The 26,667-nt window shown below is 54.5% G+C and carries 28 protein-coding genes; 23 read left to right on the top strand and 5 right to left on the bottom strand.

Annotated features, from left to right (window positions below; all coding sequences use genetic code 11):
• Window positions 1–311 precede the first annotated feature (311 nt).
• The 10 genes from WKJ04_RS04805 to WKJ04_RS04850 are packed head-to-tail and all read left to right on the top strand — an operon-like array spanning window position 312 to window position 8,302.
• Window positions 312–1,004: a thermostable hemolysin gene (locus WKJ04_RS04805; protein WP_337879359.1), complete on the top strand. Its 693-nt coding sequence runs from the start codon at window positions 312–314 to the stop codon at window positions 1,002–1,004.
• Window positions 1,001–2,461 carry an AMP-binding protein gene (locus WKJ04_RS04810; RefSeq protein WP_337879360.1) on the top strand — a complete coding sequence of 487 codons (1,461 nt, stop codon included), beginning with the start codon at window positions 1,001–1,003 and terminating at the stop codon, window positions 2,459–2,461. Before WKJ04_RS04805 ends, WKJ04_RS04810 begins: the two co-directional genes overlap by 4 nt.
• Window positions 2,436–3,116 (top strand): iron-containing redox enzyme family protein, encoded by a 681-nt coding sequence (locus WKJ04_RS04815; protein ID WP_337879361.1) that lies wholly within the window; start codon window positions 2,436–2,438, stop codon window positions 3,114–3,116. Before WKJ04_RS04810 ends, WKJ04_RS04815 begins: the two co-directional genes overlap by 26 nt.
• A complete protein-coding gene (locus tag WKJ04_RS04820; RefSeq protein ID WP_337879362.1) occupies window positions 3,113–3,907 on the top strand; it encodes an SDR family oxidoreductase in 795 nt (264 codons plus the stop codon). The genes WKJ04_RS04815 and WKJ04_RS04820 overlap by 4 nt, the downstream gene beginning before the upstream one ends.
• Window positions 3,904–4,548, top strand: a complete 645-nt coding sequence (locus WKJ04_RS04825; protein WP_337879363.1) for a hypothetical protein — start codon at window positions 3,904–3,906, stop codon at window positions 4,546–4,548. The genes WKJ04_RS04820 and WKJ04_RS04825 overlap by 4 nt, the downstream gene beginning before the upstream one ends.
• A 9-nt stretch (window positions 4,549–4,557) precedes the next feature.
• Window positions 4,558–5,217 (top strand): response regulator, encoded by a 660-nt coding sequence (locus WKJ04_RS04830; protein ID WP_337879364.1) that lies wholly within the window; start codon window positions 4,558–4,560, stop codon window positions 5,215–5,217.
• Entirely contained in the window at window positions 5,217–6,518 is a 1,302-nt protein-coding gene (locus WKJ04_RS04835) for an ATP-binding protein (RefSeq protein WP_337879365.1), read from the top strand. The genes WKJ04_RS04830 and WKJ04_RS04835 overlap by 1 nt, the downstream gene beginning before the upstream one ends.
• Window positions 6,515–6,877 carry a cupredoxin domain-containing protein gene (locus tag WKJ04_RS04840; RefSeq protein WP_337879366.1) on the top strand — a complete coding sequence of 121 codons (363 nt, stop codon included), beginning with the start codon at window positions 6,515–6,517 and terminating at the stop codon, window positions 6,875–6,877. The genes WKJ04_RS04835 and WKJ04_RS04840 overlap by 4 nt, the downstream gene beginning before the upstream one ends.
• Complete coding sequence (locus tag WKJ04_RS04845) at window positions 6,874–7,602, top strand: hypothetical protein (protein WP_337879367.1); 729 nt, start codon at window positions 6,874–6,876, stop codon at window positions 7,600–7,602. Before WKJ04_RS04840 ends, WKJ04_RS04845 begins: the two co-directional genes overlap by 4 nt.
• Entirely contained in the window at window positions 7,592–8,302 is a 711-nt protein-coding gene (locus WKJ04_RS04850) for a hypothetical protein (protein WP_337879368.1), read from the top strand. The genes WKJ04_RS04845 and WKJ04_RS04850 overlap by 11 nt, the downstream gene beginning before the upstream one ends.
• A gap of 22 nt (window positions 8,303–8,324) precedes the next feature.
• Here WKJ04_RS04850 and WKJ04_RS04855 read toward each other — a convergent pair whose 3' ends face one another.
• Together WKJ04_RS04855 and WKJ04_RS04860 are read right to left on the bottom strand one after the other, a co-directional pair.
• The gene (locus tag WKJ04_RS04855; RefSeq protein WP_337879369.1) at window positions 8,325–8,687 is read right to left on the bottom strand and encodes a nuclear transport factor 2 family protein; all 363 of its coding nucleotides are present in this window, start codon (window positions 8,685–8,687) and stop codon (window positions 8,325–8,327) included.
• Between the two features lie 156 nt (window positions 8,688–8,843).
• Window positions 8,844–9,212 (bottom strand): diacylglycerol kinase, encoded by a 369-nt coding sequence (locus tag WKJ04_RS04860; protein WP_337841991.1) that lies wholly within the window; start codon window positions 9,210–9,212, stop codon window positions 8,844–8,846.
• A gap of 102 nt (window positions 9,213–9,314) precedes the next feature.
• On the opposite strand from WKJ04_RS04860, the gene WKJ04_RS04865 reads away from it, so the two are divergent.
• From WKJ04_RS04865 to WKJ04_RS04925, 13 genes are all read left to right on the top strand, one after another.
• Window positions 9,315–11,315 (top strand): LTA synthase family protein, encoded by a 2,001-nt coding sequence (locus WKJ04_RS04865; protein WP_337879370.1) that lies wholly within the window; start codon window positions 9,315–9,317, stop codon window positions 11,313–11,315.
• An 84-nt stretch (window positions 11,316–11,399) separates the two neighbouring features.
• Complete coding sequence (locus WKJ04_RS04870; RefSeq protein WP_337842141.1) at window positions 11,400–12,116, top strand: phosphatase PAP2 family protein; 717 nt, start codon at window positions 11,400–11,402, stop codon at window positions 12,114–12,116.
• Complete coding sequence (locus tag WKJ04_RS04875; protein WP_337879371.1) at window positions 12,109–13,782, top strand: phosphoethanolamine--lipid A transferase; 1,674 nt, start codon at window positions 12,109–12,111, stop codon at window positions 13,780–13,782. The genes WKJ04_RS04870 and WKJ04_RS04875 overlap by 8 nt, the downstream gene beginning before the upstream one ends.
• Entirely contained in the window at window positions 13,779–15,494 is a 1,716-nt protein-coding gene (locus WKJ04_RS04880; RefSeq protein ID WP_337879372.1) for a hypothetical protein, read from the top strand. Before WKJ04_RS04875 ends, WKJ04_RS04880 begins: the two co-directional genes overlap by 4 nt.
• A gap of 134 nt (window positions 15,495–15,628) precedes the next feature.
• Window positions 15,629–17,290, top strand: a complete 1,662-nt coding sequence (gene glnS / locus WKJ04_RS04885; protein WP_337879373.1) for a glutamine--tRNA ligase — start codon at window positions 15,629–15,631, stop codon at window positions 17,288–17,290.
• Window positions 17,291–17,409: 119 nt separating this feature from the next.
• Entirely contained in the window at window positions 17,410–18,303 is an 894-nt protein-coding gene (locus WKJ04_RS04890) for a transporter substrate-binding domain-containing protein (RefSeq protein WP_337879374.1), read from the top strand.
• 5 nt (window positions 18,304–18,308) lie between these two features.
• Complete coding sequence (locus WKJ04_RS04895) at window positions 18,309–18,926, top strand: LysE family translocator (RefSeq protein WP_337879375.1); 618 nt, start codon at window positions 18,309–18,311, stop codon at window positions 18,924–18,926.
• On the top strand, window positions 18,923–19,255 hold the full coding sequence (locus WKJ04_RS04900; RefSeq protein ID WP_337879376.1) for a rhodanese-like domain-containing protein: 333 nt from the start codon (window positions 18,923–18,925) through the stop codon (window positions 19,253–19,255). Before WKJ04_RS04895 ends, WKJ04_RS04900 begins: the two co-directional genes overlap by 4 nt.
• A complete protein-coding gene (locus tag WKJ04_RS04905) occupies window positions 19,245–19,775 on the top strand; it encodes a hypothetical protein (protein WP_337841983.1) in 531 nt (176 codons plus the stop codon). Before WKJ04_RS04900 ends, WKJ04_RS04905 begins: the two co-directional genes overlap by 11 nt.
• On the top strand, window positions 19,763–20,146 hold the full coding sequence (locus WKJ04_RS04910) for a hypothetical protein (RefSeq protein ID WP_337879377.1): 384 nt from the start codon (window positions 19,763–19,765) through the stop codon (window positions 20,144–20,146). The genes WKJ04_RS04905 and WKJ04_RS04910 overlap by 13 nt, the downstream gene beginning before the upstream one ends.
• A 21-nt stretch (window positions 20,147–20,167) precedes the next feature.
• The gene (gene earP, locus WKJ04_RS04915; protein WP_337879378.1) at window positions 20,168–21,322 is read left to right on the top strand and encodes an elongation factor P maturation arginine rhamnosyltransferase EarP; all 1,155 of its coding nucleotides are present in this window, start codon (window positions 20,168–20,170) and stop codon (window positions 21,320–21,322) included.
• Between the two features lie 21 nt (window positions 21,323–21,343).
• The gene (efp, locus tag WKJ04_RS04920; protein ID WP_337842140.1) at window positions 21,344–21,901 is read left to right on the top strand and encodes an elongation factor P; all 558 of its coding nucleotides are present in this window, start codon (window positions 21,344–21,346) and stop codon (window positions 21,899–21,901) included.
• 87 nt (window positions 21,902–21,988) lie between these two features.
• Window positions 21,989–22,504: a GNAT family N-acetyltransferase gene (locus WKJ04_RS04925; RefSeq protein ID WP_337879379.1), complete on the top strand. Its 516-nt coding sequence runs from the start codon at window positions 21,989–21,991 to the stop codon at window positions 22,502–22,504.
• Here the strand turns inward: WKJ04_RS04925 and WKJ04_RS04930 are convergent.
• The 3 genes from WKJ04_RS04930 to WKJ04_RS04940 form a co-directional block, all read right to left on the bottom strand.
• Entirely contained in the window at window positions 22,501–23,610 is a 1,110-nt protein-coding gene (locus WKJ04_RS04930; RefSeq protein ID WP_337879380.1) for a DUF1343 domain-containing protein, read from the bottom strand. The genes WKJ04_RS04925 and WKJ04_RS04930 overlap by 4 nt on opposite strands.
• Before the next feature lie 128 nt (window positions 23,611–23,738).
• Complete coding sequence (gene dacB, locus WKJ04_RS04935) at window positions 23,739–25,205, bottom strand: D-alanyl-D-alanine carboxypeptidase/D-alanyl-D-alanine-endopeptidase (RefSeq protein WP_337879381.1); 1,467 nt, start codon at window positions 25,203–25,205, stop codon at window positions 23,739–23,741.
• Window positions 25,206–25,227: 22 nt separating this feature from the next.
• Entirely contained in the window at window positions 25,228–26,652 is a 1,425-nt protein-coding gene (locus WKJ04_RS04940) for a Na+/H+ antiporter NhaC family protein (RefSeq protein WP_337879382.1), read from the bottom strand.
• Window positions 26,653–26,667: the final 15 nt, after the last annotated feature.

The raw sequence follows: 26,667 nt of genomic DNA on the forward strand, positions 1-26,667 counted from the left end.
GGTATAGGTATTCTGTTGTTTTATGTGGTGGCGCTGCAATGTGTGGCAACTGTCGCGACCTTAAAAGCGGAAACAGGCCGTGGCAGGCTGGTGCTCAGCGTGGTGGTTGGCTACGGCCTGCTGGCGTACCTGCTGGCGATGGCGGCTTATCAGATTATTGGCTGATCCAACGCGAATTAAACACAGGGAGCCTGCTGCTCCCTGTTTTTTTGCCTCATTGTTTTAAACCAGTTTCACCACCGGTATTTCTTAAGATTGCTTTAAGCTTTATCACTCAGACTTGGTTTCAGTAAGAGAAACCGGAGTCGCTTATGAGTAGCTTGCCCTTATGTCAGACCGTACCAAGCCCACGGCAGACAACGCCCACTGCGGCACATCAACTGTTGCTGGTTCCTGTGGAAGACCCTGAGCGCGGGTCACTGCAAGCTTTTATTCAGCAAGGTTTTGCCGAGCATTATCAGGCGCTGATCCCCGATTTTATGCCGCAGCTGCTGGGTGTGCGCAGTGCGGACGGCTGGCTGGCAGCGCTGGGTATCCGCTTTGCGGCCTCAGCCAGGCTGTTCACTGAAGGTTATCTGCAGCAGCCAGCAGAGCAGGTGCTGCAGCAAAACGGCATCAGCACCAGACGGGAAGAGATTGCAGAAATCGGCCATTTGCTGGCCGTAAACCGTCAGGCTCTGATGCAACTTTTTGTGCTGATGGCGCAGTCACTGCATCAACTGGGACTGACCCGGCTGCTGTTCAGTGCCACCCGCGATGTGCAGTTGTTACTGAAGCGCCACGGTATTGAGCTGACCGATTTGGGCGCTGCCGACCCGGCTTGTCTGGGCCGCCTGGCCACTGTGTGGGGCAGCTATTACCAGACCAGCCCCCGTGTCTGTACTTTATCGCTGGCGCAGGTGGCTGAGCGGCTGGACCAGGACGCTAAATTGCAGGCGCTGATCCATCAGCACTGGCCGGATTTACATCACTTAGTGGCGGATCTGCACGAGGTGCGGCCATGAAACTGCAATTGCCCCAAAGTGCCCGTTTAACCCAATGGCAGGGCCAGTCGCTGTCTCAACCCGGGTTATTGCGTGAAGTGCAGATTTGGCAGGAGTTACTGCAGGGCTATGGCGCCCGTCGTATTGTGTTGGACGCTGATTCAGGTGTTCATTGGGCTATGGTCGACCTGGCCTGTCTGGCGGCGGATTTGCTGCTGGTGCCGCTGCCGACCTATTTAAGTGCATCCCAACGTCAGGCTGTGCTGGCGCAGGTGCAGCCTGATCTGTACATCACAGACAGGTTGTTGCCTCAGTACTCCGAACCGCTGGAAGAATATGCAGGCCTGTCGTTGTATCGCTGTGAGGTCAGCGCGGCCCCTGCGGTGCCGGCGGGCACGCAGAAAATTACCTTTACCTCGGGCTCCACCGGCCAGCCCAAAGGCGTCTGTTTGTCAGCAGCCCAGCAGCTGGATGTTGCGCTCTGGCTGGCAGCCAGGGTGCAGCAGGTCAGTCCTGGCACGCCACGGCACTTGTGTCTGCTGCCATTACCGACCTTGCTGGAAAATATCGCCGGTATTTATGCGCCACTGCTGGAAGGCGGCGAAGTGGTGCTGGCCAAGGATGCCGACCGCGGTTTTAGCGGCAGCAGGTTAACCGAACCGAAAAAACTGCTGGCGCTGATAAGTGCTGTGCAGCCGAAAAGCCTGATCCTGGTGCCCGAGTTGTTGCAATTTCTGCTGGCAGCCATCCAAGCGGGCTGGCTGCCACCAGAGAGTCTGGAGTTTATTGCGGTTGGCGGCGCCCTGGTGTCACCCGGTTTACTGCAGGCGGCCGACCAAGCCGGTTTACCCGTGTACCAGGGCTATGGCTTAAGTGAATGTGCGTCTGTGGTCGCCTTGTCTGTCGAGCGCGCCGAACTGGCGGGCGCGTCCGTTGGACTGCCGCTGGCTGGACGGCAAGTGCGGATAGACGACGGCGAACTGGTGGTGCAGACCCCATTTTTAGGCTATCTCGGAGACCCTGGCAGTGCCAGTCTTGAAGTTCGCACCGGCGATTTAGCCAGTTGGGGACCCAATGGTGAGCTGCTGATCACAGGCCGTAAGAAAAACCTGCTGATCAACAGTTTTGGCCGCAATATTTCGCCCGAGTGGGTGGAATCCGCCCTGATCAGCACGGGTGCAGTGCTGCAGGCGATCCTATTGGGGGATGGTCAGCCAGCCTGTGTTGCTTTGCTGTTTGCTCCGGTGCAGGTCAGCGACGCTGAGCTGGCAGCGGCGGTTGAGCGCGTTAATGCCCAGCTGCCGGACTATGCCCGGGTCGCCCGTTATAACCGGCTCAGCCAACCCTTTTCGGTGGCCGAAGGCAGCCTGACCGACAATGGCCGCTTGCGCCGTCAGGCTATTCAACAGCTGTATCAGCAGCACATTCATCAGTTGTATTCAGGAGTGCGTCATGACTTTTTATCCATCCCTGCTTGAGCAGACCAGCGAAGCGCGTGCATACCTTCTGAGTGCGCCAATGATCCAACGGTGTTTTGCCGGTGATTTTACGCTGGATCACTATGTCGGCTTTTTGCAGCAGGCTTATCACCATGTGAAACACACCCTGCCTCTGCTGATGTCGGTTGGTGCGCTGTTACCTGAAAGCAAAGAGTGGTTGCGTGAAGCGGTGGCCGAATACATTGAAGAGGAGCTTGGCCACCAGGAATGGGTGCTCAACGATATTGCCGCCTGTGGCTATGACAAAGAACAGGCCCGCCGCAGTGAGCCGGCTTTTGCCACCGAGCTGATGGTGGCCTATGCCTATGATTCGGTACGCCGTGTCAACCCCCTGGCATTTTTTGGCATGGTGCTGGTGCTGGAAGGCACCTCTATAGCGCTGGCCGAACGCGCCGCCAGCACTATTGCCGGTAAGTTGCAGTTGCCGCGTAAGGCCTTCAGTTACCTGAATTCGCATGGGGCGCTGGATCAGGACCATATTAAGTTTTTTGAAAGCCTGATGAACCGCATCACAGATCCTGCCGAACAGGCGGTTATTGTGCATGCCGCCAGACGTTTTTATCACCTGTACGGCGACATCTTTCGCAGCCTGGAGCAACCCCATGGTCTGCATCAACTGGAGCTGCTGGCATGAAACTTCAGGGCAAAACTGTGTTGCTGACTGGAGCCAGTGGGGGCATAGGTCAGGCGATTGCCCAGCGGCTCGCCGCAGAAGGGGCCCGCCTTATTCTGACCGGGCGTGACAGGGCGTTACTGAAAACGCTGGCACAGCAACTGCCGGGCAGTGCGGTGTTTTTTGCCGGCGATTTAACGGACCCGGCCAGTCAGACGCAGCTGCATGAATTTGTCCGCAGCCAGGGCGGCATTGATGTGCTGATTAACAACGCCGGCATTTCGCAGTTTGGTTTACTGGCCGGGCAGCAACTGGCCGCGCTGGTGGCGGTGAACCTGCTGGTGCCGATGCAGTTGTGCCAGTTGTTTGTGCCTATGCTGACCGCCCGTCGTGGTGCTGTGGTCAATATAGGCTCCGCCTTTGGTTCCATTGGCTTTCCCGGTTTTACCGGCTACTGCGCTACTAAATTCGGCTTGCGGGGTTTTACCGAAGCTTTGTTGCGGGAAAGCGCCGACAGCGATTTAGAGGTGCTGTATCTGGCGCCACGGGCCACCCGTACCGCCATCAACTCTGCAGAAGTTGATGCACTGAATCAGGCGATGCAGCAAGGGGTCGACAGCCCGGAGCTGGTGGCTCAGGTGTTAGTGCAGCAACTGCAACAAGGCCGCAAACGCCGTTTTATCGGCTGGCCAGAACGGTTTTTGGTCCGCCTGAACGGTCTTTGCCCGGCGGTACTGGACTTTGGCCTGAAACAAAAACTGAAACAAATCAAACATTTTGCGCTGAATAAATCACAGGAGAACCCAAGATGATGCTGAAAAAATTAGTGCTGTTAAGCGCATTGGCCTTTAGTGCAGTCAGTCAGGCTGATGTGTTAAGCGATATTAAACCTTTGCAGGAACGCTGGGCAGAAGTGAACTACAGCCTGGCCGAAAAAGCCAAAGAGCAGGCCTTTGCCGAGCTGGTCGCCCACGCTGATCAGGTGGTGGCAACCAACCCCGGGCAAGCCGAAGCTTTGATTTGGCGCGGTATTATTAAATCCAGTTATGCCGGTGCCAAAGGTGGATTGGGGGCACTTGGGCTCTGTGAAGAATCCAAAGCGGATCTGGAAAAAGCGCTGGAACTGAACCCGACTGCATTGCAGGGGTCAGCTTACACCAGCTTAGGCGCTCTGTACTTCAAAGTACCTGGTTGGCCTCTGGGTTTTGGCAGTGATAAAAAAGCCAGACAGTTATTGGAAAAAGCAGTAAGCTTAAACCCACAAGGCATTGATCCCAATTACTTTTATGCAGAGTTTCTCACGGAAGAGCGCGAGTATAAAAAAGCTTGGGAGTATCTGCAAAAAGCCAAACAGGCACCGGCCAGACCCGATCGCTTGAGTGCCGATGCCGGACGGCAACAGGAGATTGCTTTGCTGGAACAGAAACTTCAGAAGAAGCTAAAAAAATCTTAAGGTGAGCGAATGCGGATTTTGCTGGTGGAGGACGATGCGGCGCTGTGTCAGGCGCTGCAACTGGCGCTGACCGAACAGGGCTTTGTGGTCAATGCGGTCAGCACGGGTCGGGAAGCGCAGATGGTGATCCGCACTTCCGACTGTGATGCGGTGATCCTGGACCTTGGCCTGCCTGATATGGACGGCCTTGAGGTACTCAAGTATGCCCGTCAGAAAGTTTCCCGTTTGCCTGTGCTGGTACTGACCGCCCGAGATGGGGTGGACGACCGCATCCGGGGTTTGGATTTAGGCGCCGACGATTATCTGGTCAAACCTTTTGCCATGGCCGAGTTATTCGCCCGGCTGCGGGTGATTGAACGACGTCTTGGCACAGCGTCAAGCGCGCTGGTGCGGGTCGGGGAACTGTCACTGGACAGCAGTCAGCAACAAGTGTTTCTGGCGGAACAGCCGCTTGAGCTGTCGCGCCGCGAATACATGGTGCTCAAAGCCCTGATGGAATCGGCAGGGCGCATTAAAACCCGCGAACAACTGGAAGCCAGCCTCTATGCCTGGGGAGAGGAAGTCGCCAGCAATGCGCTGGAAGTGCATATCTCCAACCTGCGCAAAAAGCTGCCTGTTGGCTTTATTAAAACCATCCGTGGGGTGGGTTACAGCGTAAGCCAACACTGATGCGTTCTGTCCGCCATTATTTGCTGACCATTCTGATTGCGCTGCTGACTTTGACCAGTTTTCTGGCCGCTGTGCAAAGTTACCGCCAAAGTGTCGCCCGCTCTGAGCAGTTGTTTGACCAGGACTTGCAGCTGCTCTCTGCCGCTGTGCTGGCCAATGTCGGCGCCAAAGCGCCGGAAGGGCTGGAAAGCCTGGCCATTCAGTTATGGCAGAACCAGCAGCTGCGGTTTGCCAGTGCCTTAGCGCCACAAGAGCCGATCAGCCAGACCGCGGGTTTTACCGAACAAAACTTTGCCGGTAAACGCTGGCGTGTTTACGCCCATGGTCAGGATGACTGGTGGGTGGTGGTCGCACAGCCACTGCAACAACGCCAGTTATTGGCTGATGAGGTCGTGATAGCGTCGATTTACCCTGTGCTCTGGAGTTTACCTTTACAGGCCATCCTGATTTGGCTGGTGGTCAGCCGGGCTTTGGCGCCGCTGAAACGTTTTTCGGCGCAGCTGGCCAGCAAAAAAGCCAATGATTTAACGCCGGTGCAACTGACCGCTGTGCCTGAAGAGTTGCAGCAGGTGCTGAATACCACCAATCAGCTGCTGAGCCGGCTGCATGAAGCCTTTGAGCGGGAAAAACGTTTTGCCTCCGATGTGGCGCATGAACTGCGCAATCCGCTCAGTACACTGCAAATCAACCTGCATAATGCCTTGTCGGCCTGGCAACAGTCGGGCCAGCCACAGGGTCAGCAGTCGATGGCGCAGCTGCAGCAAGGTGTGCAGCGGATGAGCCAGCTGATTGAACAAATTATGCTGCTCAACCGCACCAACCCGGAGGTATTTCAGGCGCAAATGCAGCCCCTGGACTGGGCCGGATTGTGCCGGGAAGTGATTGCCGAGAGGTATCCTCAGCTTGAGGAAAAACAGCAGCAAATTGAATTACTTGGCGAAGAACAACTGACGGTACTGGCTGATCCTTTCGCGCTGAAACTGCTGATCAGCAATCTGGTGGGAAACGCCTGCAAATACACCCCTGCAGGGGGCCAGCTACAGCTGAAGCTAAGCAGGATGCCTAATATGGCCCGGCTTGAGGTGGAGGATAACGGACCAGGTATGGATGAAAAGGAGTTTGAACGGGCATTTGACCGTTTTTACCGCGTGGGCGGTGACCGGCACCAGTCCGGTACGCCAGGTTCTGGCCTGGGCCTGGCCATTGTCAAAGAGCTGGTGAAGCTGCATCAGGGACGCGTTTGGCTCAGTCATTCGCAATGGGCGACTGGGCTGAAAGTGACAGTGGAGTTGCCTTTATGAGCGCAATGTACCGGCTTGCTGCACTTGGGGTTTTTCTTTGTGGCGCTGCGCAGGCAGAGCCGCTGCAGTTTGAACTGGAGATCCGGCAACATTTATTCAGCCCTTCAGTGCTGTATGTGCCGGCCGGGCAAAAAATCCGGTTAAAAGTCAGTAATCTGGACCCAACCCCTGAAGAATTTGAAAGTTTCAGCCTGAACCGGGAAAAGGTCATTTTGGGCAAACGTGCTGCACTGCTGTATCTGGGGCCGCTACAACCAGGCCAGTATCCGTTTTTTGGTGAATTTAACCCGGACAGCGCCCAAGGCACGCTGATAGCGCTACCAGCGGACGAATGGGCCAAACGGGAGCAACAGCCATGATCAACAGTCTGCTGATGTGGCTGCGCGAGTTACTGCCTTTGGTGATATTACTGAGCTTTGCGTTGGCCTGGCTGCAACCCGGACTACGGGCTTTATTGCTGCCGGTGCTGTTGCAGACTGCGCTGCTGCTGTTGCCAGCCTGGTGGTTTCTGGACGAGCTGCTCAGCAGTCTGGATGGCATGGGACTGGACTGGAGTTATTGCATGCTGTACCTGATCGGAACGCTGTCGTTGCTGGTTGCCGCCCGTTCCCGTCAGTACAGGCAAAGGGCGCTGTCATTGTCGCTGACGGTTTTATGTGGCATTCATCTGCTCAACCTGAGCCTGTACGGCACAGGTCTCTGGCATGAAGCAAGCCAGTGGCAGGCTATCGCCACCGGCACGGCACTGGCACTGGGCATTAGTGCCAGTATTGCTGTGCTTTGGTATTACCTGCTGCTGGAACTGTCGGTGAAATTGCACTGGCTGTGGCGCCTGGTGCTGGCGCTGCTCTGTGCCCGCCAGGCGGTGATGGCGGTGACCTTTGCGACCCAGTTAGACGTCATTAACCCAGGGCCTTTGCTGTGGGATACAGAACCCTGGCTGAATGAGTCGTCGGAGCTTGGTTACTTGCTGCAGGCATTGCTGGGGTATGAAGCAACCCCAAGTCTGGCGCAGCTTTTGGTTTTTTTGATGGCAGCCTCAGCTGTAATGCTGTGGATGCGGGAGGGGTCTGATGAAAGCTAATCCGATGCTGGTGTTGGTGCTGCTGGCGTTGAGTCCGAAGCTGGTGCAGGCTGATGGCCGGGTGGTGGACAAGGTGTATCACCCTTATGTCAACGCGCTGGAACGTGAATTTGAGTACCGCTACTTTTACCAGCGTCAGACGGATCACCCCAATAACAATGCGATGGGCCAGAAGTTGGGTTATGGCTTTTCGGTCAGCGACCGCATGGCGTTGGAACTGTATTTAAATGCGGAGCGTATTCATCCGGAGGATTACCGCCTGACCGGTTATGAAGCGGAGCTGCGCTGGATGCTGACAGAGCAGGGCCAGTACAGTGCCGACTGGGGGCTGTTATTTGAACTGGAGCGGCAAAATAATGACGATAACTATGAATTTACCAGCGGATTGCTGGTAGAAAAGGAATTCGGGCCCACCAGCCTGACGGTCAATGCGCTGGTGGTGTATGAGTGGGGCCAGACCTTAAAAGACGAACTGGAAGCGGAGTTTAGGGCTCAGTACCGTTACCGTTATTTACCGGCACTGCAACCATCCATTGAGCTGTACAGCGGTGAGCAGTATAAAGGCGCGGGCCCCGGCATTATGGGCGTGCATAAATTCAGCACAGTGCAGCAGCTGAAATGGGAAGCTGCAGTGGTGTTTGCCATCGACAACGACTCGGTGGATAAAACCATACGTTTTGCTTTGGAGTTTGAATTCTGAGTGGAATGGCTGTGGCAGCCCCTTAGCTGTCCATAAGCTTTGGTTCTGTCGCAGCAAAAGAGGCGGTCTGGATTAGGCCGTCTTTGATTTCATAAATGCAGAGCATATCCACTTCGGCTTTCCCTTCTGCGACATTCCGCGTGATCCGCTCCTGGTCCACCACCAGATTGCCCATCACCAACCGGCTGACGAGCCGGGCATGCAGGTCCGGTTCCTGAAAGCGAATTTGCATGCGTTGGCGCATTTGTTCATGGCCTGCGGCAAAGCACTCCCCATGCAAATGGAATTGTCTGGCGTCTTTGGCGTAGGTGGCGAGCCAGGCGTCAATATCTTTGGCGTTATACGCCTCCAGCTGGCGCTGGATCAGCGCTGCAGGGTTATCCATGTGGTTGACTTCATGTTATCGAATTGATGACAGCAAGCATATCTTGCCTGAAGGAGAACGAGCAGTCAGAAAAAGAAAACTCTGTGTCAACTCAGCGACTACAAACCGCCTTTGTAGTTGCTCTTTGTTAAAGTTCAAGAGTGGCCTATGAGTCAGCTAGTTTGCTAAGGGCAGTAAAATGCAGACCCAGGTCAGTGCGGTGCACAGCATCATCACCAGCACAGTGGCGGAGCCAACGTCTTTGGCTTTACCGCTCAGCGGGTGGAAATCAGCGCCGACCCGGTCCACCACAGCTTCGATGGCGGTGTTGATCAGCTCCGCCACCAAAATCAGATACAAACTGAGCAGCAATACCGCCCGTTCCAGCGCGCTGACATGCAGCAGAAACGCCACTGGGGTGAGCAGGGCAATCAACACTATTTCCTGACGGATCGCCGCTTCCGACTGCCAGCTGCTTTTTAAGCCTTGCCAGGAATAGACAGAAGCGTTCAGCACCCGGCGCAGGCCTTGTTGGTTCGGTTTCATAAGGACTCCTTTAGTTGCGCAGAGCCTAACCAGTCAGCCTTAAGGATTTCTTAAGGCTCGGGTTTTACCTTGGTGCTGTAGTAATTAACGAACTGACTTTAGATGACTCAAATAAAACCAGAAAACACCTTCTCGCTGCTGTGCGGGCCTTACCTTTACCTGATTAAAATGGTGCTGCTGGGCTTGGCTCTGCTGAGCTTAAGCCGTATGGGTCTGGTGTTGTGGCAGGCGGACCGGGTGCTCGCCGTGGCTGATTTGCCTCAATTGTTTGTACAGGGGGTAAGGGCTGACCTGATTCTGCTCTGCCTGCTGGCGGCCGTGCCTGTGCTGCTGGCTTTGCCTTTGGCTCAGCCGCGCTGGCAGCAGCTGTGGTTTAAAGCCACTTACCTCTGGAGCTTGCTGGCGCTGGTGGCTGTGGTGTTTCTTGAGCTGTCGACCCCAGCCTTTATACAGCAATACGATATCCGGCCCAACCGCTTGTACATTGAATACCTGAAGTACCCCAAAGAAGTGTTTTCAACTTTATGGCAGGGCTTTCGCTCTGTGCTGATCGCAGGTGTTGCTGCCACTTTGGCGCTGGGGTATGGCTTGGCACGCCTGTTAAAGGCAGCGCCGGCTGAACAGCAGCTGGGTTCATTAAAACGCAGGCTGCTGTTATGGCCATTGATGCTGTTGCCGGTATTCGCCGGTATTCGTTCCACCACAGATCACAGACCGGCCAACCCGGCGTTTTTTGCCATTACCAGTGACTCCATGGTGAATTCTCTGGTGATTAACTCGGGCTATTCGGTGCTCTATGCGCTTTATTCGTTACGCCATGAAGAGCGCAGCACGGATCTGTACGGCAAGCTCGACTGCAAAACCATGCTGGAGCTGAGTCTCGACTGGCCCTGGTTACAAAAATACAGTTTTCCCAACCCGGAATTGCCAACCCTGCATTGGCAGCAAGCGGCCGTTAAACGCGAAAAACCAAAGAATATAGTGATTATTTTGCAGGAAAGCCTGGGCGCGACTTTTGTGCAGTCGCTGGGTGGTGCCGCTGTCACCCCAGAGCTTGAAAAGCTGAAATCAGATGGCATCTGGTTTGATAACCTCTACGCCACCGGCACCCGCTCGGTGCGCGGCATTGAAGCTGTGGTGGCCGGTTTTATGCCGACCCCGGCGCAGTCTGTGGTCAAGCTGTCGAACAGTCAGCGTGGTTTTGCCACCCTGGCGTCTGTGCTGCAACAGCAGGGCTACCAAACCCAGTTTATTTATGGTGGCGAAGCGCATTTTGACAATATGCGCAGCTTTTTTACCGGCAATGGTGTTAACCAGATTGTCGATTTACCGCAAATTAAAAACCCTGTGTTAGTCGGCAGCTGGGGCGCCAGTGATGAGGATTTGTTTAACACCGCTCACCAGCAACTCACTCAGTTGCAGCAGCAAGGCCAGCCGTTTTTCAGCCTGATTTTTACCTCCAGCAATCACGAGCCATTCGAATTCCCGGATGGCCGCATCAGTCTGTACCAAGAGCCGAAAGCGACCGCCTACAACGCCGTCAAATATGCTGATTGGGCCATGGGGCAGTTTATCGCCAAAGCCAAACAGAGCTCGTACTGGCAAGACACAGTGTTTTTAATTGTGGCTGACCACGACAACAGAGTGTACGGCAGTAACCTGGTGCCGGTGGAGAAGTTCCGTATTCCGGGCCTGATCCTTGGCGCTGGTATTGAACCCAAGCACATCACTCCACTGGCCAGCCAAATAGACCTGGCGCCCACCTTATTAAGCCTGGCTGGCGTGTCGGCCTGTCACCCGATGACAGGGCGGGATTTTATTGCTGACCCCAGCAGTCCGGGCCGCGCTTTGCTGCAGTTCGATACCCTGTTTGCGCTGATGACAGAGCAGCAACTGACCATTTTAAAACCCGATGGTTCCGCCGTGGCCGCCCACTACGACGAACCCAATCGCACCCTCAAGTTGTCCACGCAGCCGGTGTCGCCTGCGGTGCAGCAAAAGGCGCTGGCGCAGGTACAGCTGCCTTCATTTCTTTACCGCGAACAGCGTTATCCGGCGAATGCACAGTGTGAGCCTGAAGCCCTGGTCGTAAAGGCTAAATAAAAAATTCCCCCTTAAGCATTTCTTAAGTCTGGCTGATTAGTGTGAAGCAAATGATCTGGTGTCCGGAGTAATGCTTTGTCTTTGGTGAACCGCCCCCGGCTGTTTGGTCAGCTGATAGCACTGCCAACCTTGCTGTTTATGCTGGCATTCAGCCTGTTTTACGTTGCGGGCTATGACTTTGCCTTGGCCGGTTTTTATTACCGGCTGGAAGGCCAGCACTGGGCGCTGCAACAGCATTGGGTGCTGCAGGACCTGTTGCATTCCGGTGCGCGCCAGCTTAATAGCCTGATGGTGCTGGCGGTGCTGGTGACTTGCATCTGGCGGGTCTGGCAGCGGGTGTCCTTTGTTAAACGCAAAGCGGGCTTTCGTCTGTTGCTGTCGTTGCTCTGTTGCTTTGGTCTGGTCGCGCTGGTGAAGAAACTGCTGCCTGCCGCTTGCCCATGGGATTTACAGCAATTTGGTGGTACTCAGGTTTTTACCCGGCTCTGGGATAGCCCGGCGGGTGCCGTACCTGGTCAATGTTTTCCTGCAGGCCATGCCAGTGTGGGATTTGGCTGGATGGCGCTGTATTTCTACTGGCGTGACAGTTCACCTGCACTGGCCCGAACCGCGCTTATTGGGGCCCTGATGGTGGGCACAGGTCTGGGGTTGGTGCAACAACTGCGAGGGGCTCATTTTATCTCCCACGACATCACAACAGCCTGGCTGTGTTGGTGCTGTTGTTCCTTAATCTACGCATTGACGCCGGATCTGACAGAGCAGCATGCGGCGCAAACTGTTTTGAAGAAAAGTTATGTCTGATTCACTGATGCGTTGGCCTGCACTACTATGGCTTAAAAAAGAAACCACACCTTGTCAGAGCTGGCATCCACTGTTGTTTGCGGTGGTCGCCACCAGTGCCATGACGCTGATGTTTAATGAAGCGTTTTTCCGGGCATTGCAACAGCATATTCCCGGTCAGTTTGCGTTGCAGCTGAGTTTGCTGGCCCTGGTGTTTTTACTGAATTTGTTGTTGGTTCTGATCCTGGGTCAGGGACGGGCACTAAAACCTGTGGTGCTATTGCTGTTTTTGACTGGTGCTGCCGCAGCATATTTTCAGCACAGTTTTGGGGTGGTGCTCGATAAAGGCATGCTGCAAAACGCACTGGAAACCGACAGTGCGGAAGCCAGTGGTTTGTTGAGTCTGGATTTAATCTGGCATCTGGCCCAGTGGATGGCTTTTCCCGTATTGCTTTCTGTGGTCGCCCGCATTCAGGTACAGACCTGGCGGCAGCAGATGCTGCATTCAGTCGCCGCGACAGCCGTGGTGTTGCTCAGTATCGTGGCGTTGGGCGCAACCCAGTTCAGCGAGCTGGCACCATTTTTCCGCAATTACCGCGACGTCAAACATCTGGCATTGCCGGTTAGTCCGATAGTAGCGGCAAGTTCTCTGATGGCTAAGCAGCTAAAGGCCGCGGTGCCGGCCTCTTTTACCGTGCTGGGGCAGGATGCAGTCCGCACGCCGCTGGCTGCCGGTCAGAAACCGCGTTTGTTGGTGCTGGTGCTGGGGGAGACGGCGCGAGCCGATCACTTTGCGCTCAATGGCTATCCGCGTAACACCACGCCATTGCTGAACCAGTTGCCGGTCTACAGCTTTGCGACCGTGTCGTCCTGTGGTACCGCGACGGCGCATTCAGTGCCTTGTATGTTTTCAGTGCAAAACCGTGACAACTACGACGAAGCGGTGGCGAAAAACAGCAGTAATGTGCTGGATATTCTGGCGGCGACCGGCGTGGATGCCAGCTGGCTGGACAACAACTCTGGCTGTAAGGGCGTGTGCGACCGGCTGCCTTCGGAGCTTCTTTTCGAACGGCCAGACCCGCGCTGCACTGACGGCCAATGCCTGGACTCAGTGTTGCTGGATGCGTTCAGGCAGGCACTGAGCCAGCGGTTACAGGCTGCACACACAGATCGCATTATTGTGCTGCATCAGCTAGGCAGCCATGGCCCGGAATATTTCCGCCGCAGCGCAGACGCCGACAAGCATTTTTTACCCGAGTGCACCGACAAACAAATTCAGCTGTGCGCACCAGAACACATAGTCAACGCCTATGACAACAGCATTGTCGCAACAGATCAGTTGCTGGCGTCGGTGATTGCAGAGCTGGGTCAGCATACGGACTACGACAGCGCCATGTTGTATCTGTCGGATCACGGCGAATCACTGGGTGAAAACGGCGTTTATCTGCATGGCTTGCCCTATTGGATGGCGCCAGAGGCACAAACCCATATTCCAATGATTTGGTGGATGTCTGCCGACGAAGCGGATGCGGCTCGCTTGGATAAAGGCTGCCTGAAACAGCAACAGCAGCAACCACTCAGCCAGGACTACTTATTTCATACCTTGTTAGGCTTTTTTAACCTTAGTACCTCTTTGTATCAACCAAAGCTCGACTTTCTCGAGCCTTGCCGCAGAGGTGAAGTATGAAAACAGGGGTAGTCAGTTGTCTGTGTTTACCCTGGGCGGCGATGGCGGCTCAGCAGGAAGTTGACCTGACTGAAATCTGCCGCTTAGTCCGGCAAAAGCCAAATCCACAAATCCAGGATCAGAAGGCGGCAGCGACGAACGCTGAGCCATCGGCAGATGCCCAGCCGACAGTGCGGGTCAAAAAACTGACCGTGCAAAGCCACCCGATTTTTACTGAATCTAAGGATGACCCGTTTTGGCTGCATGAATTTGCCAACTGGTTACATATAGAAACCAAAGAGTCGGCTATCCGCCGGGAGTTGCCCTTTAAAGAAGGGGATGAGATTAAAGCCAGCGATTTAGCCGAAGCAGAACGTTTGCTGCGGGACAAGTCCTATATCAATGACGCTAAAGTGCAGCGGGTCGGCGACTGTGATCAGGACGTCGAAGTGCAGGTGGATACCTGGGATAACTGGAGCCTGTTGCCTACAGTCGGCTTTGGTCGCAGCAGTGGCCACAATAAATATTCCTTTGGTTTTAAAGAAGATAATCTGCTGGGTTATGGTGTCCGGACTTCATTAAAGTACCAGTCCGATTATCTGCGTTCCGGTTATGAATTAAAGATTGAAGCGCCGCTGCAACTGTTGTCGGACGCCAGCCCGGATCACAGTTATCTGTTATTGGAGCTGACCGACAATGATGACGGCAACACCTATCATATTGCGCTCGATAAACCTTTTTATATGGATGACAGCCTGTGGATGGCCCACACCGAGTGGCTGGACGACAGCAAGCTGGAGCAGGTGTATCACAATGGTGAGCTGGAACGTAGCTTCTTCAGTCAGCATCAGGGGGCCGAAGTGTCGGGCGGTTATTTATGGCGTTTTGTCGACAACACCAGCTGGCGTTTATTGGCGGGTGTGACGCAGGAAGACTGGCAATTTAAGATGCCAGAGGGGCTGGATCCGTTGGCCGCACCTGCCGACAGAAGCCGTAACTTTATCTGGACCGGGCTTGAGTACAAAGAATTTGCCTATCAGGTGCTGCAGGACTTGTATTTTATCGGCCGGCCGGAAGACATTAACCTCGGCTGGCGTGCCCAGCTGAAATTGGGCGTTCTGACCGGTGACAGTGGCAGCCGGCTGCTGGCGGACGTCTCCAAAGGCTGGGCCTGGAACCAGCATGTGACTCTGGCGCACAGCAAGCTGGATTGGATTGCCGGTGTCAGCGATGGTGACTTTCATCAATGGTCATTTCAACTGGAAGACTATTGGCGTCTTGGCCAGAACTGGACCTGGATGAACAAAGCCGACCTGATGTCCCGCAACCGCAATTACCCGGAACAGCCGTTGGAACTGGGTGGGGAAACCGGTTTACGCGGCTACCCTGTGCAGTTTCAGCATGGCCTGAACAGCGCAGTAGCCAGCTCTGAGCTACGCTGGTACCCGCGCTGGAGCTGGCGTCAGATGCTGGATTTTGGTTTTGTTGGTTTTGTCGATTATGGCCGGGCCTGGGGTGGCCGGGTGGCGTCGGACCCGCTTGACGGCAACGCCGATCTGCAGTCCGCCAATAGCAGCGACCAGTGGCTTGGCAGCATAGGGGCAGGGCTGCGGATTTTCTCCAGCAAGTCGAGTAACCACCATGTGGTGCACCTGGATTTGTCCACCCCAATCAGTTCAGTGCCTGGCGTGGATTCCTGGGAAGTGCAGCTGATGGTGTCCGACCGATTCTAATCTGAACGACGCCAGCGGACTGGGCCGCTGCTTTTTGGGGTTCAGCCGCTTCAGCCCTAGCGCCGCGCATTTTCGCTGTTATAATGCGGCCCATCTGTCGCTTGGTTATTACCGCATTCACAAGGATTTTTTCTATGGCGGACGTTGAACATCGCCCCACTAATTTTATTCGTCAAATTATTGATGCCGATTTAGCTTCAGGCAAACACAGTGCCGTACAAACCCGTTTTCCGCCTGAGCCCAACGGCTACCTGCATATTGGCCATGCCAAATCTATTTGCCTGAACTTCGGTATTGCGGTGGATTACCAGGGCAAGTGCAACCTGCGTTTTGATGACACCAACCCGGAAAAAGAAGACATCGATTACGTCAATTCCATTCAGCAGGACGTGCAGTGGCTCGGCTTCAACTGGGATGGCGCTGTGCGTTATTCCTCCGACTACTTTGATACGCTGTACAGCTATGCGGTCGAGCTGATCAACAAAGGTCTGGCTTATGTCTGCTTCTTAAACGCGGAAGAAATGCGCGAGTATCGCGGCAACCTGACTCAGCCCGGTCGTCATAGTCCGTACCGTGACACCAGCCCGGCAGAAAACCTGGCGCTGTTTGAAAAAATGCGCGCTGGTGGTTTTGCCGAAGGCGTCTGTTCACTGCGTGCCAAAATTGATATGGCTTCGCCTTTTATGTGCATGCGCGATCCGGTGATTTACCGGGTGAAATTTGCCCACCACCACCAGACTGGGGATAAATGGTGCATTTACCCCATGTACGACTTTACCCACTGTATTTCCGACGCGCTGGAAGGCATTACGCACTCTTTATGCACACTGGAGTTCCAGGACAACCGCCGTTTATATGACTGGATCCTGGACAACATTACGATTGACTGCCACCCACAGCAAATTGAGTTTTCGCGTCTGAACCTGGAGTACCAGGTGATGAGTAAGCGTAAGCTGTTGTTTTTGGTGGAAGGCGGCCATGTATCTGGCTGGGACGACCCACGCATGCCCACCATTGCCGGTTTACGCCGCCGTGGTTACACGCCGGCCTCGCTGCGTGAGTTTGCCAAACGCATTGGGGTAACCAAACAAGACAACACCATTGAAATCAGTGCGCTGGAATCCTGTATCCGTGAAGACTTAGACGCCAATGCGCCACGGGCTATGGCGGTGATCAATCCGCTGAAAGTGACGATCAGCAACTACCAGGCCGACCAGTTGGAGTGGTTAGAGGTGCACAATCACCCGAAAGAAGAAAGCATGGGTAGCCGTAAAGTACCCTTCGGCAAAACCCTGTTTATTGACCGGGCAGATTTCCGTGAAGAAGCCAACAAGAAATACAAACGTCTGGTCAGTGGCGGCGAAGTGCGTTTACGTGGCGCTTATGTGATGCGTGCTGACGAAGTGATCAAAGACGCTGACGGCAACATTGTTGAGCTGATTTGTTCCTACGACCCTGAGACTTTAGGCGTAAACCCGGCCGACGGCCGCAAAGTGCGTGGCGTGATCCACTGGGTCGAAGCCACTCAGGCATTGCCAGCCGAGTTCCGTGTGTACGACCGGCTGTTCAGTGTGGCCAACCCGGCTGCTGAAGACGACTTCCTGAGCGTGATTAACCCGAACTCTCTGGTGGTGAAGCAGGGTCTGGTGGAGCCGTCCTTAAAAGACGCCAAACCTGAGCTGGCCTATCAGTTTGAGCGCGAAGGTTATTACTGTGCTGATAACAAAGACCACAGTGCCGACAAACTGGTGTTTAACCGCACTGTAGCGCTGCGTGATGGTTTTATCGAAGACTAAGGCCTTTACGCTGTGGATAAAAAAAACCGGAGCAGGGCACTGACTCCGGTTTTTTTATTTCCAAGCCCTGAATTCTGCGGATAGACTGAACAGACAAGTTTTGTTCTGCGACGGTCATTATGTTCAGAATTGCTGTTTTATTGGTGCTCTGTGCTTTGCCTTTGTTTGCCGCAGAGCCTTTGATCTTGCGTTATCCGCAATTGGCGGAGGTGTCGGATCAACGTTCTGAGTACCCGCTGGCTTTGCTCACATTAGCGTTGAAAAAAATGGATCTAAAGGCCGTATTGGCGCCAACAGAACAGCCGTTGTCCAAAAGCCGGGCTATTGCTTTATTGCAGCAGGAGCGTGAGCTGGACGTGATCTGGACCATGACCTCCAAAGAAAAAGAAGCCAGTTTGTTGCCGGTTCGGATCCCGCTGATGAAAGGCCTGGGTGCCTACAGAGCCTTGTTGATCCGCCAGGGAACACAGCATCTGTTTGAAGCAGACTTATCACTTAAACGCTTTAAACAACGCATTCTGGCGCAAGGCCACGACTGGGTGGATACCCAAATTCTGCGTGCTCACCGATTCACAGTGCAAGGCGCGTCCGATTACCCGACTTTGTTTCAGATGCTGGACAAAGGCCGGGTAGATGCAGTGCCCAGGGCTGTGACTGAGATCATGCCTGAGCTGAAGCGTTACCAGCAGCAAGGGGCCGCCATAGCGGTAGAGCCGAACTGGCTGCTGCATTACCCTGGTGCTGTGTATTTTTTTGTCGCGCCCTCACAAACGGCACTGGCCGCACTGATTGAGCAGGGACTGGAAAAAGCCATTGCCGACGGCAGTTTTGATCAGTTATTTGAGCAGCACTTTGCTGCGGATATTCAGCAACTGCAGTTAGCGCAGCGGCATGTAATAGAGCTGGAAAACCCGTTCTTGCCACAAGCCACACCGCTTGAACGCAAAGAGCTCTGGTACAAGCCAAAGTCAAAGCGTTACACTGAGCTTACCTTGGATAAACCACAGAATTAACCCCTATGGATGTATTTCAGGCTGTGCTGTTTTTCGCGTTTTCCGCCACCATCACCCCAGGCCCCAACAATATTATGATTTTATCGTCCGGCTTAAATTACGGCGTAAGAGCCAGCCTGCCGCATCTGTTTGGTATTTGTTTAGGTTTTCCGCTGATGGTGTTGCTGGTCGGGCTGGGCTTTGGTCTGGTGTTTGAACGCTGGCCTGCGTTGCATTATTGGATCAAACTGGCCGGGGTGTTGTACCTGCTGTATCTGGCCTGGAAAATTGGCAGCGCCAGCCCAACCCGCATTGAAAGCGGTCATGCCAGACCCTTTGGCTTTTGGCAGGCCGCTGCCTTTCAATGGGTGAATGGCAAGGCCTGGATTATGGCATCAGGCGCCGTAGCGGCCTTTATTTCGTTACAGACCCAGCAGCCGCTGGGCGATTTATTGCAAATTTGTGCGGCTTTTTTACTGGTTGCCTTTCCATGTGTCGGGCTGTGGCTGGGCTTTGGTGCCTGGCTTAAACAGTATTTAAGTCAGCCGCTGTACCGTCGTCTATTTAATATCCTGATGGCGCTGTTACTGGTTGGGTCTGTACTGCCAGTGATCCAGGAACTGGTGCAGGAGCTTCTGTCATGAGAATTTTGATCGCAGCTTTCTTCGTGTTGTTTGCAGGTACAGCAGCAGCGGCAGATGCTGTCTGGCTGGATGTGCGCACAGTGGAAGAGTTTAACGCCGGCCATTTGGACGGGGCGCTGCATTTGCCCCATGACCAGATTGAGCAGGTCACCCGGCTGATTCCGGATAAAAACACCAGGGTGAAACTCTATTGCCGTAGTGGCCGTCGTTCTGGTTTAGCCTTGCAAGCCATGAAGCAGCTGGGCTACACCCAGCTGGAAAACGCCGGTGCTTACCAGCAACTGAAAGCGCAACAGAAGGTGCAGCAGGAAAAGCCGGATGGAATTTGATTCGACTAAACCGGTACGCAACGGGAATGATGAAAAACTGGTGCTGGAGCATCAGGCAGCCCGGTATTTTATGAGGGCTTACCAACGCCGTTTTGCGGTAAAAATGCAGCATATCTGGCATAACGAACCGTCCAAACCTGATGTGTCCTGTTATCTGGCAGGGCAAAAACTGGATCTGGAAATTGCCCATCTGTATGGCAGTGAAGCTGAAGCGATGCAGTTTCTTGGCCGGGCTCTATCGCCAGCCACCTTGCATGAACTGGCGCTACTGCAACAGACCGAAGTGGCCGACCGTCTGCTGACCGCACTGCGCCGTTTGATCCGAAGCAAGGCCAATAAAAGCTACGACAGTGCGCGGGTCTGGCTGGTGATCCGCAATACCCATCCGGACTGGCAGGCCGATGAACTGACGTTTTGCCCGGCCAAAGTGACTGTTCCGGCCGGTCACCCCTTTGAGCAGATCTGGTTATTGCCGGATTTGACCGCAGAATCAGGCTTAGTGCGTTTATGGCCTCAATAACTCAGCTGCACCGTATTCACCGCCTGGCGCTCTGGTTGCAGCCCTGGCGGCATCTGTTGATTGGGCTGGCATTCCTTGTGCCTGTGGCTCTGGTGGTGCTGATAGTGCAGCCGTACAGTCCGGAGCAGGAGTTGGGCTTGCAGGTGGTTGTGACGCTGGAAGTGGGCCTGTTGTTTTTGTTGTTTACTCATTTTTTAATGTCGCAGTTGCCGGTCTGGGCACCAGTCAATGGCTTCTGGCCGCGTCTGAAGCAATGGTGCCAGCAAAGCTGGTACCGCGCTCTGGTGCTGCTCTGGTGGCTGGTGTTACTGATCTGTCTGTATTTGTGCGCCAAAACGGCGAAAAGTGTACTGGCGTTTTATTTAACCTGAACAGAATAGGCTGGGTGGTTTTTGCGTTGTGATTTGTTTTGTGCCGTGGTGGATAACTTCGGTGACATTGGTATTTGCTGGCGTTTGTCGCGCCAGTTGGTGGCAGAGCATCAGTGGCAGCTGTGTCTGTGGGTGGACGACTTGGTCAGCTTTCAGAAAATTTGCCCGGATGTGGACAGCAGATTGACGGATCAGCAGGTGGCGGGGGTGCGTATCCGGCTGTGGAGCAGCCCCTTGCCGCCCCTGTCAGAGCAAGACAGACCGGATTTGTTATTGGATGCGCTGGCCTGTGTTGCGCCAGAGAGTTATCTGCACTGGTTGGCTGCAGGCGAAAAGAAACCCTTATGGCTGAATCTGGAGTATTTGTCGGCAGAAGACTGGGTGGCGGGCTGCCATGGCTTGCCCTCCTTGCATCCGACGCTGGCGCTGAAAAAGTATTTCTTTTTCCCTGGTTTTTCCGGCAACACAGGTGGGCTTATTCGTGAACAACACAAAGTCTCGCAGTTGAGCGTGCTGGCTTCAGATCCGCAGCAACAGGGGGAGTTCTGGCACCGCATTGGCCTGACGGATGCGATGCAGTATCAGCGCAAAATTTCGGTTTTTGCGTATTCTCAGCCCGAAATTCACCACTGGCTGGAGCAACTTGCCACCTCTGAACAGTCGCATCTGGTGCTGGTGCCTGAAGGGGTACTGGCACGTGAGCTGCAGCAGCACTACCCAAAGCTTGCCACAGGCCGGCTGGACAGCGGCGCGCTGTCGTTGCGGATTTTGCCTTTTGTGCCCCAGCCGGATTACGACTTATTATTGGCCTGTTGCGATATCAATTTTGTCCGCGGTGAGGATTCCATTATCCGGGCGCATTGGGCCGGTAAACCTTTTATCTGGCAAATTTATCGCCAGCAGGACAATGCCCACCAGGAAAAATTACAGGCCTTTTTGCAGAAGTTTCTTGAAGGTGCCGCACCTGCCACAGCACAGGCGATACAGGCACTGTACCAGGCCTGGGAGCTGGAACAGGATATCAGTGCTGCCTGGCAGGTTTACATGCAACAACTTGAACAGATTCAGCTGCATAGCCTTAAATGGCAGCAATTTTTAACAGGCCAGCAAGATCTTGCCAGCAACCTCGTGCGTTTTGTGGAAAATCAACTTATAATACCGCGCAATTTTTCCTAACAAGAAGATATTTCAATTATGATGAAGACTGCTCAAGAAGTACGTGCTGGCAACGTGATCATGGTCGACAACGAGCCAATGGTGGTTCAGAAGGCTGAATTCAACAAATCTGGCCGTAACGCTGCTGTTGTGAAAATGAAAATGAAAGGCCTGTTGTCTGGTCAGGGCGCAGAAACTGTGTACCGTGCTGACGACAAGTTTGAACAAGTGATGCTGGACACTAAAGAAGTGACTTACTCTTACTTCGCTGATCCGATGTACGTGTTCATGGACGCTGAATACAACCAGTACGAAATCGAAGCGGACAACATGACCGACGCACTGAAATATCTGGTGCCGGAAATGCCATGTTCAGTCGTATTCTATGGCGAACGCGCTATCTCTGTTGACCTGCCAACTATCGTTGTGCGTGAAGTGACTTACACTGAACCAGCCGCCCGTGGCGACACCTCAGGTAAAGTAACCAAGCTGGCTAAAATTGAAACTGGTTTCGAACTGCAGGTTCCTGCTTTCGTTGAAATCGGCGACAAAATTGAAATCGATACCCGTACTGACGAGTACCGTAGCCGCGCCAAGTAATTGGGCAGCGTTACTCTGCAAAAGGGCCAGTTGTTTAAACTGGCCCTTTTGTTTTGCAGCAGCTTTTTACAAAGGAAGAACACAGCGATGAACCTGATCCCAACCTCCTTACCTGATGTGCAATTACGTCTGGCCGAAGTGGCGGATGTGCCGGTGATTTTAAGTTTTATCCGCCAGCTGGCTGACTATGAACAGTTATCCCATCAGGTGATCGCGACCGAACAGAGCCTGACCGACACCTTGTTTGGTGCCAAAGCCTTTGCCGAGGTGGTGATTGCTGAACATCAGGGCGAGCCGGCCGGTTTTGCCTTGTTTTTTCATAACTATTCCACCTTTCTGGCCAAACCTGGGCTTTATCTGGAAGATTTGTTTGTGTCACCGGATAAACGCGGTCTTGGCCTGGGCAAAGCGCTGATCACTTATCTGGCGAGCCTGGCGGTTGAGCGTGGTTGTGGCCGGATGGAATGGTCTGTGCTGGACTGGAACCAGCCTGCCATCGACTTTTACCAGTCACTGGGCGCCAGCATGTTAGAGGACTGGCGGATTAACAGAGTGACGGGCGACAGCCTGTTGCAGATGGCGGCGCTGTTTCCTGAAGGCTAAGGGGTCACAGGCGGATAGTCCGGATACAACAGGTAAGGGCGGCGACGCAGGCGGAACTGGTCCAGCTCAGCCTGCCAGCTTTGGCGGATTTGCTGTTCGCTCAGTCCCTGCGCCAGCTGTTTTCGTAGTTTATCTGTGCCTGCCAGCCGGTCAAAAAACTGTGAGCTGCTGATCAATTCCTGATCCGCTTCGGAAAAAGCCTGGTGGGCCAACAACAGATACTGCAGGCTGAAACCGTTGACTTTTGCTTGTTGCAAATCCACCCCATAATGGCGTTGATTCTGCCCCAAAGGCTTGCTGGCTGCCCCTGGCGTAGCGACAGGGGTAAAACTGAACTTGCCTAATTTCACTGTCGGATGACCGAATAGCTGAAATGGTGTGGCTGTACCACGGCCGACACTGACTGAAGTGGCCTCAAAAAAGCCCAACGAAGGGTACAGGGCAACAGCCTGGGCATTCGGCAGATTTGGGCTGGGTTTAACGGGCAACTGGTAGCTTTGTTCACGGCGATACTCTTGAACTGGGATCACCTGAAGCTTTAGCTGCTGTGCTTGCGGCAACCAGCCTTCCCCTTTAACCATCAGCGCCAGTTCGCCCAAGGTCATACCATGCAGCAGCGGTATTGGGTAAATGCCGACAAAAGAGCGAAATTCTGGCTTCAGTGTCGGGCCATCCAGATAAGCGCCGTTTGGGTTAGGCCTGTCTAATACCCATAGCGGGATCTTGGCCTGTGCTGCGGCCTGCATCAGATAATGCAGGGTACTCAGGTAGGTGTAATAACGCACACCAACATCCTGCAAATCAAAGAGCAGTACATCAATACCACTGAGCTGTGCCGGGCTGGGCATTTTATGTTTGCCGTATAAAGACCAGACAGGGACATTGAGTTGTTCGTCCCGGCTATGGCTTATTCGCGCACCGGCATCCTCATTGCCGCGCACCCCATGCTCAGGAGCAAAAATGGCACTGATTTGAAGCCCTGCGGCTGGCAGCAAATCGAGCAGGTGGCAGCCGCCCCATTGGGAACTGGGGTTGACGACGACTCCGAGTTTTTTTCCTTTCAGCTGTGGTGCCCACTGCTGGTATTGGCCCAAACCTGTCAGCACCGCTTCTGCGTGAGGACTGCAAGCGAATGCAGGCAAGGTAATAGAAAATAGTTGAATAAATACAATATACAGCATTAGTTTTGGGTGGGTTACGCGTAATGAATTTAGTGAGCTTTGGTTATGCATAACTACCGGCTCTGGCTGTGATTGCTGGCGGAATGGCCCATCAGATCTTCCACCAGCGCATCCAATACAGGCCGGCCTTTGTAGGAGGCATACGGATGATTCAGCATCGCTACCAGTACCCAATCGCCTTGACCTGGTACCTTCAGGTAACCGGCCAGAGCGACCACATTGCGTAAAGTGCCGGTTTTCAACCTGGCCTGTTGTTTTAGCCCTGGCGTTTTAAAACGGTTTTTCAGGGTGCCGTCCACACCGGCCAGCGGCAGGCTGCTGACAAACTCAGGGGCATAATGTGCCTGCCAGGCATGCTGCAGCAGTCGGGCCAATAAGCGCGGGCTGATACGCTCGGTGCGGGACAAACCGGAACCGTTGTCCAGCACCAGGCTGTCCGTATTCAGTTGCAGTCTGTGCAGCCATTGGCGAACCTGCTGTTCAGCCAACGCCTGGTGATTGCCACTGGCTTGTTGCGCCAGCGCCAGAAATAACAAGCGGGTCAGCGCATTGTCGGAGTTTTTATTGATGCTGCGCAGCCGCTCGGCTAAAGGCGGGTCTTGCTGGCTGGCAAGCAGCACAGGCGTATCTGGCATTGCAGTGCCTTCCGGCGGGGTTGAGGCTTCCAGCACGGTCAGGTTGGGCTGCCCGCTGATCTGTTGCCAGAGTTGCTGCAGCATCAGGCGGCTTTGGTCGGCGCGGTTAAACAACTGACGGTACCACTGGCGCTGACAATGCTGCGGAAAGTCACCGCTCAGCTGCAGTAAAAAGCCCTGGGGCTGGCGCTGCAGTTTGAATTGCAGGTGGGAGTGATGCCATAAAGCACAAGGCTGGTCGTTCAGGCGTACATCGTTTTGGATGGTTACACCGGCCATAGCCGGCATCAGCTGTGCGCTAAAGCTATGGTCGTCGCTTTTCAGCTGCACTAACGACATGGCCCGTTCCAGAAACAGCGCGTCCGGGATCAGGTTGTAATAGGCCTCTGGGCTTTCATCAAAATAGGGGGCGGCTAGATCTGCACGGGCGGGCGCTGCCCAGCTGCGGTCCAGCCACAGGGCCGGCAGGTGGCGGATCCCGGCCTGATAGGCCTGTTGCAGCAACCACCAGGCCTGAGCATAAGAGAATTCAGTGGCTCCCACACCACGCAGCACCAGAGCTTGACTGGGCGTGGTGGCCGCTGGTTGCGCTGCGCGTAATTCTGTTTTTCCGCTGTAGTCCGTGCCCAGCAGTTCCAGTGCCGCCACGCTGGTCAGCAGCTTCATGGTGGACGCCGGTTGCATGGCGTTATCCGCCTGAAAGCTCAGCGCTGCGGCCGGGTGATGCAACGGGTACGCGATAAAGGCCAACGCATCGGTGGGAAAGCCCTGTTGCTGCATCCGCTGCTGTACCCGCTGCGGCAACTGAGCAGACTCTGTGGTCTGCGGCTGTGCGGCGCCGAGTGGGAACAACACCCACAGGAGCGGTAGCAACTTCACACGCATCAGAGCCTCCTTTTAAGCGGCTTTAGCCAATCATCCACCAGCCAGAAAGGATAAAAGCCAACCAGGCCAAAACGCCGCAAAACAGCGCGTAAGGCAACTGGGTGCGGACGTGTTCCAGCAAATCGCAACCCGAGGCAACGGCACTGACGGCCGTGGTGTCGGAAATAGGTGAGCAGTGATCGCCCCAAATACCACCGCTTAAAATAGCGGCCAGCAGCAGGGATGGCGGCAGACCCAGCATTTCCACCAATGGCATGCCAATAGGGATCAGAATGGCAAAAGTTCCCCAGGAGGTGCCTGTGGTAAAAGAGATAATGGCGCCTGCGACAAAGAGCATGGCCGGGATCCACATCAGAGGCAGGCTGTCCTGCACAAAAGAGGCGACATAAACTCCTGTGCCCAGCTGCTTCATGGCCTGGCCCAAGGCCATTGACAACAGCACTATAGTGACCAGTGGCAGCAGCTCGCTCATGCCTTTAAAGCCCTGACTGACCAATTCGGTGTGACCGGCTTTTTTATCCCACAGCAGCAGGGCGTAAGCGACCAGACAGGCCAGGGGGGTGGCATACAGCGCGGCTTTGGCGCCAGAGCCATCCGTCAGGCTGCCGTTGCCTGTCCACAGCATAAAACCAACCATGCCGCCCACTAAGGTCAGCAGCGGCAGCAACATGTAACGTTTTTTCCCGGCCGGCTCTTCGATTTCGCTATGATCATTCTGCTGCTGTTGCAGCGCCAGTTCGCTCTGACGCATCGGGCCATGGGTGTTGTCCGTCCAAATGGTGTACAGCACCATCAGCAGGGTGAAAATGGCGTAAAAGTTCAGCGGAATGCTGCCAATCAGTACAGAAACAGCCGGTTCCGGCAGCTGATAAGTCCCCAGCAGGCCCAGAATATAAGCGCCCCAGCCGTTGAGCAGAATAAGAATACAGACCGGAGCACTGGTGCTGTCAATCACATAGGCCAGCCGGGCCCGGCTCATTTTAAATTTGTCGTACAAACCACGCGACACAATACCGGCGGTCAGCACCGACAAGTTAGATTCAATAAAGACTGCGATACCAATCAGATAGCTGATCAGGCCAGCCTGACGTTTACTGCGGGCCACCCCTTTCTGCACCAGAAACTGCACCAGCGCCGACACGCCACCATAAGCGCGCATATAAAGCATCAGCGCGCCAATCAGCAGGGAAAACAGCAGTATCCGGCTGTTGTCGGCAGAACTGGTTACCGCAATCAACCGCTCCAGCGTATTGACTGGTGTATGCAGCAGCAAACCCAGCAGGCTGTGCTCTGGCTGATGAATAAATAACAGGCTCTCCGCGCAGGCGATAGCCAATAACAGGGCCAGGATCACTTCTTTGCGCCACAACACCACGGCAATAGCCAGAATGGCAGGTAACAGGCTGGTCCAGTCGGCCATCCTGTGGATGAGCGTGCTGTTTTTCATGAGCACGGTGTTCTA

Origin of the sequence: Rheinheimera sp. (assembly GCF_037442345.1) — a bacterium.
GTDB lineage: Bacteria > Pseudomonadota > Gammaproteobacteria > Enterobacterales > Alteromonadaceae > Pararheinheimera.